At 64.0% G+C, this 13,695-nt stretch carries 13 protein-coding genes, 1 tRNA gene and 1 pseudogene; 8 read left to right on the forward strand and 7 right to left on the reverse strand.

Features of this window, described 5'->3' with window-relative positions; translation table 11 throughout:
• Positions 1–7 precede the first annotated feature (7 nt).
• Both MTAB308_RS25245 and MTAB308_RS25250 read right to left on the reverse strand, forming a co-directional pair.
• Positions 8–80 (reverse strand) — tRNA-Lys (locus MTAB308_RS25245).
• Between the two features lie 112 nt (positions 81–192).
• Positions 193–1,431 (reverse strand): GNAT family N-acetyltransferase, encoded by a 1,239-nt coding sequence (locus tag MTAB308_RS25250; protein WP_077103179.1) that lies wholly within the window; start codon positions 1,429–1,431, stop codon positions 193–195.
• 218 nt (positions 1,432–1,649) lie between these two features.
• Here MTAB308_RS25250 and MTAB308_RS25255 point away from each other — a divergent pair, with 218 nt between their 5' ends.
• From MTAB308_RS25255 to MTAB308_RS25265, 3 genes are all read left to right on the forward strand, one after another.
• Positions 1,650–2,552, forward strand: coding sequence for a DMT family transporter (locus MTAB308_RS25255; RefSeq protein ID WP_077103181.1), 903 nt, complete (start codon positions 1,650–1,652; stop codon positions 2,550–2,552).
• 118 nt (positions 2,553–2,670) lie between these two features.
• Positions 2,671–3,870, forward strand: a complete 1,200-nt coding sequence (locus MTAB308_RS25260) for a L,D-transpeptidase (RefSeq protein WP_077103183.1) — start codon at positions 2,671–2,673, stop codon at positions 3,868–3,870.
• A gap of 62 nt (positions 3,871–3,932) precedes the next feature.
• On the forward strand, positions 3,933–4,223 hold the full coding sequence (locus MTAB308_RS25265; protein ID WP_077103186.1) for a hypothetical protein: 291 nt from the start codon (positions 3,933–3,935) through the stop codon (positions 4,221–4,223).
• Positions 4,224–4,588: 365 nt separating this feature from the next.
• Here the strand turns inward: MTAB308_RS25265 and MTAB308_RS30380 are convergent, their stop codons facing one another.
• Positions 4,589–5,797, reverse strand: a complete 1,209-nt coding sequence (locus tag MTAB308_RS30380) for a PE family protein (protein WP_077103188.1) — start codon at positions 5,795–5,797, stop codon at positions 4,589–4,591.
• A gap of 208 nt (positions 5,798–6,005) precedes the next feature.
• On the opposite strand from MTAB308_RS30380, the gene MTAB308_RS25275 reads away from it, so the two are divergent.
• Positions 6,006–6,185, forward strand: a complete 180-nt coding sequence (locus MTAB308_RS25275; RefSeq protein ID WP_077103190.1) for a hypothetical protein — start codon at positions 6,006–6,008, stop codon at positions 6,183–6,185.
• Positions 6,186–6,370: 185 nt separating this feature from the next.
• Here MTAB308_RS25275 and MTAB308_RS25280 read toward each other — a convergent pair whose 3' ends face one another.
• Both MTAB308_RS25280 and MTAB308_RS25285 read right to left on the reverse strand, forming a co-directional pair.
• Complete coding sequence (locus tag MTAB308_RS25280; protein ID WP_077103193.1) at positions 6,371–7,225, reverse strand: hypothetical protein; 855 nt, start codon at positions 7,223–7,225, stop codon at positions 6,371–6,373.
• Positions 7,226–7,461: 236 nt separating this feature from the next.
• Positions 7,462–7,641, reverse strand: a pseudogene (locus MTAB308_RS25285) (helix-turn-helix domain-containing protein); the annotation flags it as partial.
• Positions 7,642–7,839: 198 nt separating this feature from the next.
• Here MTAB308_RS25285 and MTAB308_RS30010 point away from each other — a divergent pair.
• Positions 7,840–8,265: a hypothetical protein gene (locus MTAB308_RS30010; protein ID WP_281253131.1), complete on the forward strand. Its 426-nt coding sequence runs from the start codon at positions 7,840–7,842 to the stop codon at positions 8,263–8,265.
• Between the two features lie 32 nt (positions 8,266–8,297).
• Here MTAB308_RS30010 and MTAB308_RS25295 read toward each other — a convergent pair whose 3' ends face one another.
• Both MTAB308_RS25295 and MTAB308_RS25300 read right to left on the reverse strand, forming a co-directional pair.
• Complete coding sequence (locus tag MTAB308_RS25295; protein ID WP_077103197.1) at positions 8,298–9,380, reverse strand: NAD(P)H-dependent amine dehydrogenase family protein; 1,083 nt, start codon at positions 9,378–9,380, stop codon at positions 8,298–8,300.
• 33 nt (positions 9,381–9,413) lie between these two features.
• A complete protein-coding gene (locus MTAB308_RS25300) occupies positions 9,414–10,331 on the reverse strand; it encodes an SDR family oxidoreductase (protein ID WP_245831487.1) in 918 nt (305 codons plus the stop codon).
• A 118-nt stretch (positions 10,332–10,449) separates the two neighbouring features.
• On the opposite strand from MTAB308_RS25300, the gene MTAB308_RS25305 reads away from it, so the two are divergent.
• The 3 genes from MTAB308_RS25305 to MTAB308_RS25315 all read left to right on the forward strand — a co-directional run bounded on the left by MTAB308_RS25305 (position 10,450) and on the right by MTAB308_RS25315 (position 13,681).
• A complete protein-coding gene (locus MTAB308_RS25305; protein ID WP_077103199.1) occupies positions 10,450–11,979 on the forward strand; it encodes an aldehyde dehydrogenase family protein in 1,530 nt (509 codons plus the stop codon).
• Positions 11,980–12,213: 234 nt separating this feature from the next.
• Positions 12,214–13,008 (forward strand): alpha/beta fold hydrolase, encoded by a 795-nt coding sequence (locus MTAB308_RS25310; protein ID WP_077103201.1) that lies wholly within the window; start codon positions 12,214–12,216, stop codon positions 13,006–13,008.
• A complete protein-coding gene (locus MTAB308_RS25315) occupies positions 12,992–13,681 on the forward strand; it encodes a TetR/AcrR family transcriptional regulator (protein ID WP_077103203.1) in 690 nt (229 codons plus the stop codon). The genes MTAB308_RS25310 and MTAB308_RS25315 overlap by 17 nt, the downstream gene beginning before the upstream one ends.
• The last annotated feature ends 14 nt before the right edge of the window (positions 13,682–13,695 follow it).

The following is a 13,695-nucleotide window of genomic DNA, read 5'->3' on the forward strand; positions in this document are numbered from 1 at the left end:
CTGTGAGTGCGCCGTCAGGGTTTCGAACCCCGGACCCGCTGATTAAGAGTCAGCTGCTCTACCAACTGAGCTAACGGCGCCGTGTACGGCCGAGACCGCGTACGCGACAATAACAGGCGTCCTGCCGCCAAGCGAAATCCCGATGTCGTCCAGGATAGCTGCCGAGCGACGCGCGATTTCTGTGCGGGGACGTCAAAAAAGCGTTCCGCAGTAGGGCGCCCGCTCGGTCGCGAACGCGGCATCCAGGTCGCGCAGCGCGCCGGGGCGCAGTTCGGTGATGCGGTCGGCCCGCAGCAGTTGGGACGCGCGGTGCGCCCCCATGTAGAGCGTCGCCAATTCGGCCAGACCGATTTCGACGTCCGCGGGCCCGTCGTGCGGTGTGCATTTGCCCGTGCCGTCACGGGTCTGGAGCAGGAACCGCCCGCCGGCGAGGTCGAGTGGGTCTGTGACGTCCAGCACTACGTCGGTGTCGGCGGAGTACACCCGCGCGCCAAGCACTTCGGGCACGTCGTTGATCCGCACCCACAGGAAATCGCTCATCCCGATCGTGGGCGCGGCACGCTGGTCGCGCAGCTTGAGGGGCAGCGGATCGTCGACCGGCAGGTCTATCTCGATGTGGTCGAACATCTCCAGCACCAACAGCGTCTGCAGCAGCTCGGTGTGGGCGTCGTCGGTGATGGCGAAGAAGTCCTCGACGATCACCGACCCGAACGGCGGCCGGAAAGCGTGTTTGCCCGCACCGATGACGCGGTAAGCCAGGAATCCGTCCGGATGGACGGTGAAGTTCAGCGCGGATCCGTTGCCCCGCTGGGTGGGCCTGTCCTCCAAAAAGTCCGCCCACCAGGCTTCGTCGCGCTCCACCGCGCCGGTGGTCACCGCGCACCATCGTTCGTAGATTTCCGGCAGCAGGCGCTTTGCCTCGTCGGCGTTGACTTCGCGCGCCCGGCTCCCGCTCGGCGCGTCACGCAGCTTCGCGAAGCGGCGGTCGATGCAGTAGGAGTGCGTGTAGCTCGCCACGCCGGCACCAAAACCGTCGTACATGGCGGTCTGGGTCGGGACGCCGCAGACGATCGGGTAGCCGCGCTCCAACAGTTTGCCCAGTCCCTGGGAGCTGAGCTGCGCCCATATCCCGGTTCCCTGGTGCGTCGAGGCGACCGCGATCATTGTCAGCCACGCGGCCCGCAGGCTCCCACCGCCGGGCACGGTGATCCGCGCGCGGTAGATGATGGACGTCCCCACCAGGGTGGGATGTTCCGGATCGGAGTGATCCTCGGCGACCAGGATGTCCTCGAGTTCCACCCGGCGTTTCCACGCTTTCACCGCGCGCGGGTCCACCGGGTCCCCGAAGGTGCGAGCTTGGTTCTCATAGACCGCCTGCCAGTCATTTTCGGTGGGGTGCCTGATCGTGATGGCGTCGTCCGTCGCGTTCATCGCTTGTCCAATCCGCCTACTGAGGTGCCGTTTCGGTTTCGATACCCGGGTGTCGGATCGCCAAACTTAGCCGCGGTGAGCCCCGGCGACGTGGGGCGTTCAAGCGGCCGCTTTCGGGTATAGGGATACGCGATGCTGCGAGGAATCACTCGGATTGCCGTCGCCACGCCGTGTCGCGCCGTCGCGATCGCCGTATCGCCCCCGTTAGGGGCCCCTTGATGGCCGGCACGTATTTCGCCGCCCTGCTGGCGCTGGCGTCCGCGCTGTGCATCGCCGGCGGTGACGTGCTGCAGCAACGGGCGGCGCACGGCATCACCGACCGGTCCGTCGGCCACGTCGCATTGATCGCCAAGCTGCTGCGCGACCCGCGGTGGTGGTGGGGGGCACTGCTGCTGGCGGCGAGCATCGCGCTGCAGGCCGCCGCGCTGGGGCGGGGTTCGGTGCTGCTGGTGCAGGCGCTGCTGATGCTGTCGCTGCTGTTCGCGCTGCCGATCAATGCCAGGGTCTGGCGCCGCAAGGTGACCGGTGGCGAGTGGATCTGGGCCGGCCTGCTGACGGCGGCGGTGATGGTGATCGTCATCGTCGGCAACCCGCAGGCCGGGCGGTCCGGCGCATCGCTGGGCACCTGGGTGGCCGTGGTCGTGGTGCTGGCGCCGCTGCTGGTGGCGTGTTTGGTGGTCGGCCGCATTCGGGGAGGCGCCCTGGCCGCAGCGTTGTTTGCGTTCGTCTCAGGGGCGCTGTGGGGGGTCTTCGCGGTGCTGACCAAGGAGGTCGTCGCCCGGCTCGGCGACGGCGGCTGGGCGGTGGCCCGCACCCCCGAGATCTACGCGTGCATTCTCGCCGCGGCGGGCGGCGTGGTGTGGAGCCAGGCGGCGTTTCAGGCGGGGCCCTTGAGCGCGTCGATGCCGACCCTGCAGGTGTCGCAGCCCGTCGTGGCGGCGGTGCTGGGTGTCGTCGTCCTCGGCGAGACGCTGCACACCGGTCGCGCCGGGATGTACGTCCTTGCGGCGGCCGGGCTGGCGGCGACGGCAGCCATCGTGAAACTCGCGCGCGTCGAGGCGGTCACCACGCGTGACGGGGTCCAGGCGCGGCGCCAAACCTCGGTGGACCAACCGGCGTAGACACTGGACAGCCGCCCCGCCGAGGCCGCATCGTGGGCGCCGAAAACCCATTACAATGCTTCCACTGTTCTGGTCAGCGGTGACCAAACTATGCCGATCGAATGTGGAAGGTCACTTGATGACGCCTTTGCGCAGACGCCGACCGTGGCTGGTTGCCGCCATGGTCGTGTTTGCTGTCGTCGGCGTTGCCTGCAGCGGCAGCCACACCGCCGCGCCGGTGAAGGTCATCTTCGACAAGGGCACGCCGTTCGCCGACCTGCTGGTTCCGAAGCTGACCTCCTCGGTGAACGACGGCGCCGTCGGCGTCACCGTGGATGCGCCGGTGACGGTGAGCGTCGCCGACGGCGTGCTGGGGTCGGTGACCATGGTCAACGAGAACGGGCGCTCGATCGGCGGTCAGCTCAGCCCCGACGGGCTGCATTGGTCGACGACCGAGCAGCTGGGCTACAACAGGCGCTACACGCTCAGCGTGAAGGCGCTGGGCCTGGGCGGCGCCGCGACCCGCCAGATGACCTTCCAGACCAGTTCGCCGGCCCATCTGACGATGCCCTACGTCAGCCCCGGTGACGGCGAGGTGGTCGGCATCGGTGAGCCCGTGGCGATCCGATTCGACGAGAACATCGCCGACCGCGCCGCGGCGCAGAAGGCGATCGTCATCACCACCAACCCGCCCGTCGAGGGCGCGTTCTACTGGCTGAACAACCGCGAAGTGCGTTGGCGCCCAGAGCATTTCTGGAAGCCCGGCACCGCCGTCGATGTGGCGGTGAACACCTACGGCGCCGATCTGGGCGACGGGATGTTCGGCGAGGACAACGTCAAGGCGCACTTCACCATTGGCGACGAGGTCATCTCCACCGCCGACGACACCACCAAGATGGTGACCGTGCGGGTCAACGGAGAAGTCGTCAGGACCATGCCGACGTCGATGGGCAAGGACAGCACCCCCACCGCCAACGGGATCTACATCGTGGGTGGGCGGTTCAAGCACATCATCATGGATTCGTCGACCTACGGGGTTCCGGTCAACTCGCCCAACGGGTATCGCACCGACGTCGAATGGGCCACGCAGCTTTCCTACAGCGGGGTGTTCGTGCACTCCGCGCCCTGGTCGGTCGGCGCGCAGGGCCACACCAATACCAGCCACGGGTGTTTGAACGTGAGCCCCAGCAACGCGGAGTGGTATTACGACCACAGCAAGAGCGGCGACATCGTCGAGGTCGTGCACACCGTGGGGCCGACGCTGCCGGGCACCGAGGGGCTCGGGGACTGGAACGTCCCCTGGCCGGTGTGGAAGGCCGGCAACGCCAACATCAGCTAGGCACGACGCCCGTTACTTTTCATTCATGTGGGCGCGACCTGGGGGGCGTAGGGTGCCCGGCCATGAATACTGCTTCGCCCGGGCCGGGGTGGTGGCTGGCCTCCGACGGAAATTGGTATCCGCAGCGGTGGGAAACCCGTTTCGTCCATTACACGAACGAGTCCCTGCCGGCGGTGATCGACGAGGCGAGTCGTCAGTCGAAAGCCTACGGGGAACAGGGCTGGGAGATCGTGGGCTCCTCGGTGCAGCGCAGCCAGGTCGCCCGCCGGTTCAAGGAGTATGACGAAGGCGGCGATCACTATTTCGAGTGGAGCATCGTCTGCACCCTGAAAAGGCCGCTCGCGCCGGGATAGACGCGCCTGACTTTTCGTGCGAAGGCCAGAGGGCAACCCGCCCCCTGGCCTCGATGCACGCTGCCGCTGGCCGAAGCGTGTTAGTCGCGGATTCCACGAATAGACCAGCAATTCGGCTAGCGCCGAGGGATTGCACTCGCCAGGATTGTCGGCAACCGCTGACGCACGCGATGAGCGCCTAATGGGCGTGCGTAAGAGATTCGACGTGTTCGCTGATGTTCTCGACCATCGCCTGGACCTGCTGCGCTCCAGAGGGTGTTGTGAAGCCGGGGCGGTGAATGATCCACCACAGATCGCTGCCGTGCTGCCTAGTCGGTCGCATATCGGGGCTCTAGCTTAGGTGCATCCGCCGGAGGCATTCCCCGCTACGGCGTGCCCTGCGCCTCCCGGATAAGTGCAGCGACGCGGGACTCAAGACCCTCAACAAACTCCTTGGCTGCTGGCAATGGGTCTACGTCAATCTGCCCCACAAGCAGCTGCTGTAAGAATATTGGGTTGTCCAACTGCCTTGCCTCGTTTTGTGCTTGTATCGCCGCTTGCTCTGCTTGTCTTAAATATTCTTGTTCTGCTTGTTCAATAGCCGTTCTCGCGTCTTGTATTCCTCCTTCTAAATGTTGCAAATCTCTGATTTGTGGTTCTGCATCTCTGAGAACCTGTAGAACTTGTTGTTGTACTGGTCCAAGTATTTGTCGTAGCCCTTGCACCGCTTGTGCGATACTCGTTTCCGTCGTGGTCAACCGTTGGTAGATTTGGCCTTCGGCATCGGTGTCGATCAGGAAGACCTGGTTGCCGACCTTCTGGAAATAAGTTTGGGCGAGCCCCTCGCCGCGCTCTACGACATGTATCTCCGTTCTAAAAATGCTTTGCATAAATTGATCGGTCCAACCCCAGGAGGCCCGTATATGTGGCCCCCAAGTATAAAGAAAGTCTTCAGTGTAAGGCCAGTGGTAAGGGAAGTTGCCCCCGATTGCAACGACTTCTCGTCCATCGGTATAGAGCAGCGCTCCGTCCTTGCCAAGCAGCTGAAGACCGTTGGCTACTATCCGCTGAGCCCGCATTAGCTGCGCCCGCGCGTGCGCATTCTGAGCGTTCGCAATTAGCGATCGTTCCAACCCCTCGAGAAAATTTTCCGTTCTGGGCGCGATGTTTCCAAGAAATTTGACACTTGCGGGCGCGGACGCTGCGAATGCTTTTGCGAGAAGTGCGAAGATAAATCCGACGACATTTCCCTCGTCAGCCCCCGGGGCCGCCGCCGCCCCAGATGCTGTGGCGCCGCCCATCAACCCCAGCACGTTGGCGGCCTCAGCCTCGACATAGGAGGACGCGCCGCCGGTCAAGGCCCGGACGAACTGGTCGTGAAACGCCGCGGCCTTGGCGCTCAGCGTGTGAAACTCCCGGCCGTAGCCGCCGAACAACGCCGCGACCGCCGTCGACACCTCATCTTGAGCCGCGGACACCACCTGCGTCGTCGAGGCCGCTGCCGTCGCGTAGGCCTCGTTAATCGCCGACCCGACACTTGTGAAGTCCTGCGACGCTGCGGCAAAAGCCTCCGGTATTGCAACGACGAACGACACACCAACCTCCTGACAACTTAATAGCGACGGCTACGGATTGTGGGGCCTGGCGTGCGGTCGGTAGGCGAAATCAATTGTTTTCAAATGGATTGCGGCATACGCGCTCGCCCTCTTCGCAGCTCGAAGTGAACACCGGGCTTATCCGGCCGCAGCTTTCCTTACACAGAGCCATGGAATCCTCCCGGCGTTTGGGTTTACGGTGCGCCTCGTGGACATCTACAACTTCTTTGGCCTGGACGAGGCGGACCTAGAGACGTGCAGGCAGGCCGTTGCCGAAGCACCGCCGATGACGAACGAGCAGGCCTGGGAGATCGGCCGGATCTGCGGCTGGATTCCGATGGAGCGCGACCCCGACGGCGAGGGCTGGCGACCCCTACCACAACACTGACCTGCTACTTTAAGTCTATCAGCGAATTGCATTTGCATAGCTCGACCCGATTTTCGCCGGGGAGAGGGATGGTGATTTGCCTGGGGTGTCCGGCCAGCCGGCGAGTTGGGGTTCCCCCAGGCAAAGGAGGCCGGAGCCCACGGCGACGTCACTGCCTTTTGAGTTCCGAGACGAGCAACGTCATCCTAATAGTAACTGGCTGCTCCACCCAGAATTGTGCTTCCACCCTTTGCAAGTGCTTCGGCGAAGAAATAGTAGCTTGCAAGCGCGGCGTCTTCGGAGAAATAGCGGCGTAGATAAGGAGACGTCAAGAAGTTCGACTGAAGTTTCTGGCGCAGCCTATACGTCGCCACAATCCCGCCGTTCTCATCGGGCCTCGCCTGTACGTAAACGGTGTATCCCTCTGCGATACTTCCGTGCATCGTTCCCGTGGCCAGGGCGATCAACGGATTCTGGGTTGCCGCGACAGACCAGTCCTTGAGTGACTCGTAGTCGAAGGATTGTTCTCTGTGCGCATCCGTGTATCCGGCGGGCGGAGCGGCCAGGTGCAGGTAGAACGCGATCTCGAAGTTGAACACATTGGACTTGACGAGAATGTCAAATCGCCGCTCTTTGTCATCAAACAGATGAAAGTGGCAGTACGAGCTTATCGACGAACGGGAGAATGTTTCGATTCGGTTGAATAAGGGTGGGTAGGGAGTGTCCCCAACCTTGTCTGACTTGGTTCCAACAAGGTAGATCTCAAGTTTCTTGCGCACAGTGTGACGCAAGAAACCTGCCACCATGCTGTCGATGCGCTCAGTACGAGCCCAGCTTGCACCCAGGATGCCAATCGCGACCGAAAGCACTGGAAGAGAGATTACGAGCAGCCCGCTACCAGCGGTGCGTTCAGCTTCACCCAGCGGGGTTAGGAGGAAGATAAACCCGACGACTACACCGGCGCTCAAGAGGCCGAGAGCTGTGACGGCCGCCCACAGCGGAAGAGCCAGAAGGTTGTCGGGCAGCTTCGACGATGACTCCTTGTTCTCTTCGGCCGCCATGTGCCAACCCTATTCCACTCCTGGTTCGATTGGCCTCCACTGAGGGAGAGTGCCGTTGCGACTTGAACACAGCGGTCCGACTTTTCGAGTTCATGGTCAGCCGCCTGCCACAGTTGCGGCGACATGGCCCGTTGGGATCGGTGCGGCGGGTTGCGACGGTATACCGCCCTCACTCCGTGCCGGGAATCGCTGGTGGCGTTGTGCAACCCTGCTCAAACTGAACCGCTGGGGATAGGTCACTCGTCGGCGGCGCCACCCTGTTCCGCGAGTACACGGTAGACGGTTGCACGGCTTACCCCAAGCGTGGTCGCGATGGTGCTCACCGACTCACCGCTGGCGTGCATCTGCCGCGCCAAAGCCATTTTCGAGTGGTCAAGCCCCTTGGGCCGTCCGATGTGCTGCCCTCGTGCCCGGGGTGGGCCGGTTTCGGGCTGGCGCTGGCGCCGCTCAACGTGGCCCAGCAGGTTCGCTCGATCAGGCTGTTCGAGATCTACAACTACGGCCCGTGGAACAACCCGCAGCTGGGTTTGTACGGTTTCGGCGAGGCCGACACGTCGTCCTCGATGATCCTCTTGCCCGGTGTGACGGCCAGCATTTGGGGACCCTCCGTCGCCATGTTGGCCGACGCGATGGGCGTGACGCTCGACGGCATCGACGAGGCGCACCACGTCATCCACGCCGACGAGGACTTCGAGATCGCCTCGGGCCGCATCGCCAACGGCACCGTGTCGGGCATGTCCTTCGAAATCAGGGGCATCGTCGATGGTGAGGCACGCATCGTGATCGAGCACATCACCAAACTGCGTCGGGAGGACTTTCCTGAGCACGGCCTCGACGACTGCTACCGGGTGGTGATCGACGGTGAGCCCAACATCAAGGTGGACATGTCGCTCACCTCGGACTTCGGCGACAGCACCCATGCCGGCTACATCGTCGCCGTCACGCCGGTCACGAACGCCATTCCCGCGGTCTGCGCCGCGCCTGCCGGGGTGCTGCCCTACCTAGACCTGCCACCGCATGGTGCACGCGGCCTGCTCTGACATCACTCCCGTTCGATCACGGGTCGACGGGGTCAGCTGAAAGAGCCGGCCGCGCTGATCATGGGAAGGTCGAGAAACGAGCAGACGCCGGACGGAGCGGCACACACGGTTGGGATCGAATTCACGACTCGCGCTGCTGTTGCCACGCAACCCGCCTTGGTCGGGTCGTCCTCGTCGAAGGTGACTTCGGCAGTGAATGATGGTGTGCCGTCCACGATTACCCGGAAGCCGCCGGAACCGATCGACGGCCAATGCGGTGCGACGTCGGGATGGATTCGGGTGATGTGTTCGACGGCGATCCTGGCTTCCGCGCCGACGATGCCGAGGAGTTCGAAGCGGTATCCGGCCACGGTGCCCTTGCCTATCGGTCCCATGGGGACCTCGAAGTCCTCGTCGGCGGCGGCGAGGTCGACCACGGTCGTGAGATCGTCGAGTGCCACGCCAAGGGCTTCGGCAAGCAGGAGGACCGGGCCGCCCATGCCTGCCGCCAGGATGTGTTCGGCGAACGCGTTGCCAAAGCTGGGGTCGCAGGTTGCGCCCCAGATCCCGCCGTGCGAGACGTGGTAGTTGGGCTGGTCGTACGTCGCATAACTGAGGCACTCCTGCGCGCGGATCGACCTGATGTCGCGGGAGATGCTGCTCAGGCTGAGTGCCAGTGCATCGCACATGAAGCCCGGTTCGATGCCGGTGCCGAAGAACGTGGTCCCTCCCGACTCAGCCGCGAGGCGCAGGCGGTCGTAAACGTCGTCGCCGAACGCCCGCGGGTTGGTCAGCCCGGAGATGCCGGTGGCCACGACGTTCTTGCCGCTGGCCAAGAGTCGGCACATGGTATCGACGCTTTCCCAGCCGTCGGTGCCGGGCTCCTTGGGGGACCCGGTGGGCTCTGCCGCCATGTATACGACGCAGTCGGCGGCCATCGCGACGAGATCATCGACATCATGGGTGGCGATCGGTCCATCCGACGGCAAGCCAGCCAGCTCCCCGGCGGTGCGCCCGATATTCTGCTCCCGTTTCACCCACACCCCGACGACGTCGAAAGCCGGGTCCTCGAGCAGGAAACGCAAACTGTGTGCCCCGGTGTTGCCGGTCCCCCATTGGATGACTCGGTGCGACACGGCAGCAACCCCTCGCCCACTGGTCACGGAGCGTCACGATCCAGCGGAAGCGGTGTCGGGGGAAGCGAACATCTTGGTGAGATCGAGCTGGCCGGACTGCACGGCGCCGAAAAATCCACCGTCGGTCACCAATGCTTCGCCGTTGATGTAGCTCGATCGGGGGCTGTTGAGGAAGATCAGCGGCCATGCCTGTTCCTCGGCGGTTGAGCGCCGCCGGATCGGGCCGACGAAGGCGTCGATGACGTTCTGCCCGGCGAATTCTACGAAGTGGGGCAGCATCGCGGTGTCCGTGGGGCCGGGGTTGATGCAGTTGAGCCGGATGCCATTGGTGATCAGCGTGGCGGCCCGGGACGCCACCCAGGCGTTGATCGCCTTCTTTGAAAACGGGTATGCGCCGACCGCCCCCATCTCCTCGTTGGCCTCGCACCACTGCTTGCCTTCGTCGAATCCGTCAGTGGACACGACTTCCATCAGCTGCTCCAGCTCCAGTTGCCACCCCATGGCGGCATTGGATGCGACCACGGCGATCGCACCGCCCGCTGGAATCTTGGGCAGGATCAGGTTCACCAGGTGCCGAGCCCCCACGAAGTTGACCAGCATTACGTCCAGACCGGAGAACGGCGGCCCGGGTAGGCCTGCGCAGCCGAAATAGCCGTGGACCGGCGCATCGATGGACTCTGCTGCCCGCTCGATGGATGCGCGGTCCCGCAAGTCCACCTCGAGCGCCCGGTCGACCGACGCCTCGGTGGGCCGCACGTCGAGCGCCGTGACCCGCGCCCCCAGCTTGGTCAAGATCGTCGCCGTCGCGGCGCCCATGCCGGACGCGGCACCGGTAACCACCACGTGGCGCCCCGCATATCCCAGTACGTCTTCCATGTTCCCTCCAACCAAGGTGACCGCGAAGATGATGACTGCCATAGACAGATATAACAGGTGCAAGATCAGGAACATAATATTCTCCATATAGGGATACGCTGCTAGCGTCTCCTGACATCGGCACGTCTGCGGCAGCAGGCCTGACTGGGCGATGCAGTTGGCGTCAAATTCTTGAGAGTGGAGGTAATGCGCGGTGAGTGAGCGGTGGGATTACGACGACATGTTCATCGACGGCGCCTGGACGGCCGACGACACGGTCGGGGTCATCGAAGTCATCGACCCGGCCACCGAGGAGGTCATCGGCTCGGTTCCCGATGCCGGTCTCAAGGCCACCCACGCGGCGATCGCGGCTGCTCGGCGGGCGTTCGACGACGGGCCCTGGCCACGGACGTCGCCTCGAGATCGGGCAAAGGTCCTGCGCCGATTCGCCGCCATCCTTGATGAGCGCCACGATTTCCTCAAGAAGCTGGTGATGGCCGAGTCAGGGTCGGTCGGCTTCCTCGCCGACATCATTCAGGTACGCGGAACGATTGACATCGCCGAGTGGGTTGCCGAGGCCATGGAACTCGCGGTGCGCTGGACCGAAGTGTCCCCGCCGGCCGGGGGGCCGACCGGAATGGCCGGACACGCTGTGGTGCGGGAGCCGCTCGGTGTGGTCGCCGCGATCACCCCGTTCAACTTTCCCTTCTTCCTCAACATCGTGAAGGTTCTGCCGGCCTTGGCGGCCGGCTGCGCCGTGGTGCTCAAACCGCACCAGTGGACGCCGCTGGACGCGTTCGAAATCGCCAAAGCAGCTCAGGACGCCGACCTTCCGCCCGGTGTGCTCAATGTCATCGCGGGCGGGCCTGAGGTCGGCGCGGAGATGACTACTCATCCGCTGGTCGACATGGTCACTTTCACCGGCTCGACCGCGACCGGGCGGGCCATAATGGCGGCCGCCGCCCCTACGGTCAAGCGCCTGCAACTCGAGCTCGGCGGCAAAAGCGCATCGATCGTCTTGGATGACGTCCCTGAAGACCATGTCGCCAACATGGGCATCATCACCTCGATGATCCATGCCGGGCAGGGCTGTGCCATCCAGACCAGGATGCTGCTGCCCGAGCACCTGCTCGACGCGTACGTGGAGGGAGCCAAGAAGTCGGCGGCGTCTCTCAAGGTCGGCGACCCCCGGGAGCCCGACACGCTCATCGGCCCGTTGATCCGAGAGCGGCAACGGGCTCGAGTGGAGGCATACGTGCAATCCGGTCTCGATGAGGGCGCCGAGCTGGTCTTTGGCGGCAAGCGGCCCGAGCACCTGGCCAAGGGGTTCTTTTACGAGCCGACGCTGTTCATCAACGCCCGCAATGACATGCGTATTGCGCAGGAGGAAATCTTCGGTCCGGTCCTCACGGTGATCACCTACAAGACCGAAGAGGAGGCGATTCGCATCGCCAACGATTCGATTTACGGACTCGGTGGCGGCGTCATCGCAGGTAATACCGCGCGCGGATTCAACGTCGCCCGTCAGATCCGGGCCGGAAACGTCTCGGTGCAGACGGTGGGGTCGCCCACCATCAATGCCGAGGCTCTGGGCAGTTCCGGTCCTGGCTGGTCGGCCAACCAGCCCAGCGGGGTGGGCATCACCGGTGTCTTCGGCGGATTCAAGCAGAGCGGCATCGGCAGGGAATGGGGCCACCACGGAATCGAGGAGTTCACCGAACTCAAATCCATTGCCTGGAGCTGAGTTGCGATCACCATCACGTGTCCGATAGGCGGGCTGGCTCAGCTTTAGCATGTTAACCTCGTCAGACAGCACCTAAGCGTTTCGCACTGGTAGAACATGATGGGCGCCATGCAAGGATTCAGTAGACGTCAGCGGAGGGCGTGCGGGAGACAATGAAGGCTCGATTGGCGTCGTCTGTCTCTGAACGAACCTGGGGTCTGCCACGTAACGAGAATCACGTTGTTGAGGGCGTGCATGACTGATCGGCTGAGCGCACCCCGTGCCTTCACCTATCGATACGATGGGTTGGCGCTGGCGTATGCGGAGATCGGCGACGGACCTCAGCCAATCCTGTTCGTCCACGGCGCGACGGCGACCGGCGAATTCGAGTGGGCTGAGCTGGCCGCTGCTCTGGGGCCGGGTTATCGCTGCATCCTGCCCGATCTACGCGGCCACGGCCGATCGGAATTCCGGCCGACAGCCATGACGGGGACCGCGGTCCGTTCCGACCTGCGCTATCTCATCGATTACCTGGGCCTGGGTCGCCCGCACATCGTGGGTTTCTCCTACGGCGCGGAGATCGCGCTCACGCTGGAGCTGGAGACCCCGGGAACGGCCCGATCTTTGGTTCTCATTTCTCCCGGGACCGGACGCCCCAGCGATTACCGCGCTCCGCGGCTCGAGCATCTGCACCGCACCTGGCCCTTCGCGCTACGACGCCTGCACGAGGCCACCCATGGCCCCGAGCATTGGCGCGACCTGGTCACGGCGCTACACGAGGACAGCGTTACTTGGCCCGAACTGAGCGATGAGGCGTTGGCTGGCATCGCGTGCCCGATTCTGTTGATGGCAGGCGAGCGGGACGAACGTACGCGTCAGCAGCAGGGTCGGCGGTTCGCGCAAGTCAATCCGCGGGCCCGATTTGTCGAGATCGAGGGCGCGGCGCATTCGGCCCACCAGAAGTGCCCAGATACGGTCAGGGGAGTTATCGGTGACTTCCTGGCCGAAGTCGACCTTGAGAGAGCGGAGCGTCATGGCGCGGTCAAGTGAGCTGAAGGCGACGAAAGATCATCAACCGGCGGAGGCGCCCGTACCGAGTTGGCAGAAGGACAGTGTCGATCGTTCGCTGCGCAACGCCCGCGCGCGTGCCCAGGCCCGCAGTGATCGCTTCGTCGCGGCGGCGATAGAGCTGCTCGGGGAGAGAGACGAAAGCGACTTCACGATTCAGGACGTCGTTGACAAATCGAACATGTCACAGCGGACCTTCTATACCTTTTTCGATGGCAAAGACAGCCTGCTGCTGGCGGTATACGAGACGATTCTGCGGACTACGGCGATGCCCATGATCCGGGAGCGGTGCGAGGGCATCGCGGATCCCGTGCTGCGGGTGCGGGCCTTGATGGAGGCACTGTCCGAAATCACCGCGATGCCGGCCCGACTGGCGCGCGGGCTCAGTGTTCTGCACCTGCGACTGGCCGAGTCCCGCCCCAATGACCTCGCTTACGCCTTGGAACCCTTGCATTCCTTCATCGTTGAGTTGCTCGAAGAGGTTGCTGATGCCGGCTTGCTGCGGGACGACGTCCCGCTGGCCACCCAGGCTGCGCTGCTTCAGGAGCTGCTGCTGGCGACGTCGCACTCCGCGGTGTTGTCCGGTGGGCGCTCGACCAGCGTCGATGACCTGTGGGCTTTCTGCTCGGCGGCCATCCTCCGGGTGGCAAGCTGACAGGCGTGGCGCCA

This window comes from Mycobacterium terramassiliense, assembly GCF_900157385.1.
Classification (GTDB): domain Bacteria; phylum Actinomycetota; class Actinomycetes; order Mycobacteriales; family Mycobacteriaceae; genus Mycobacterium; species Mycobacterium terramassiliense.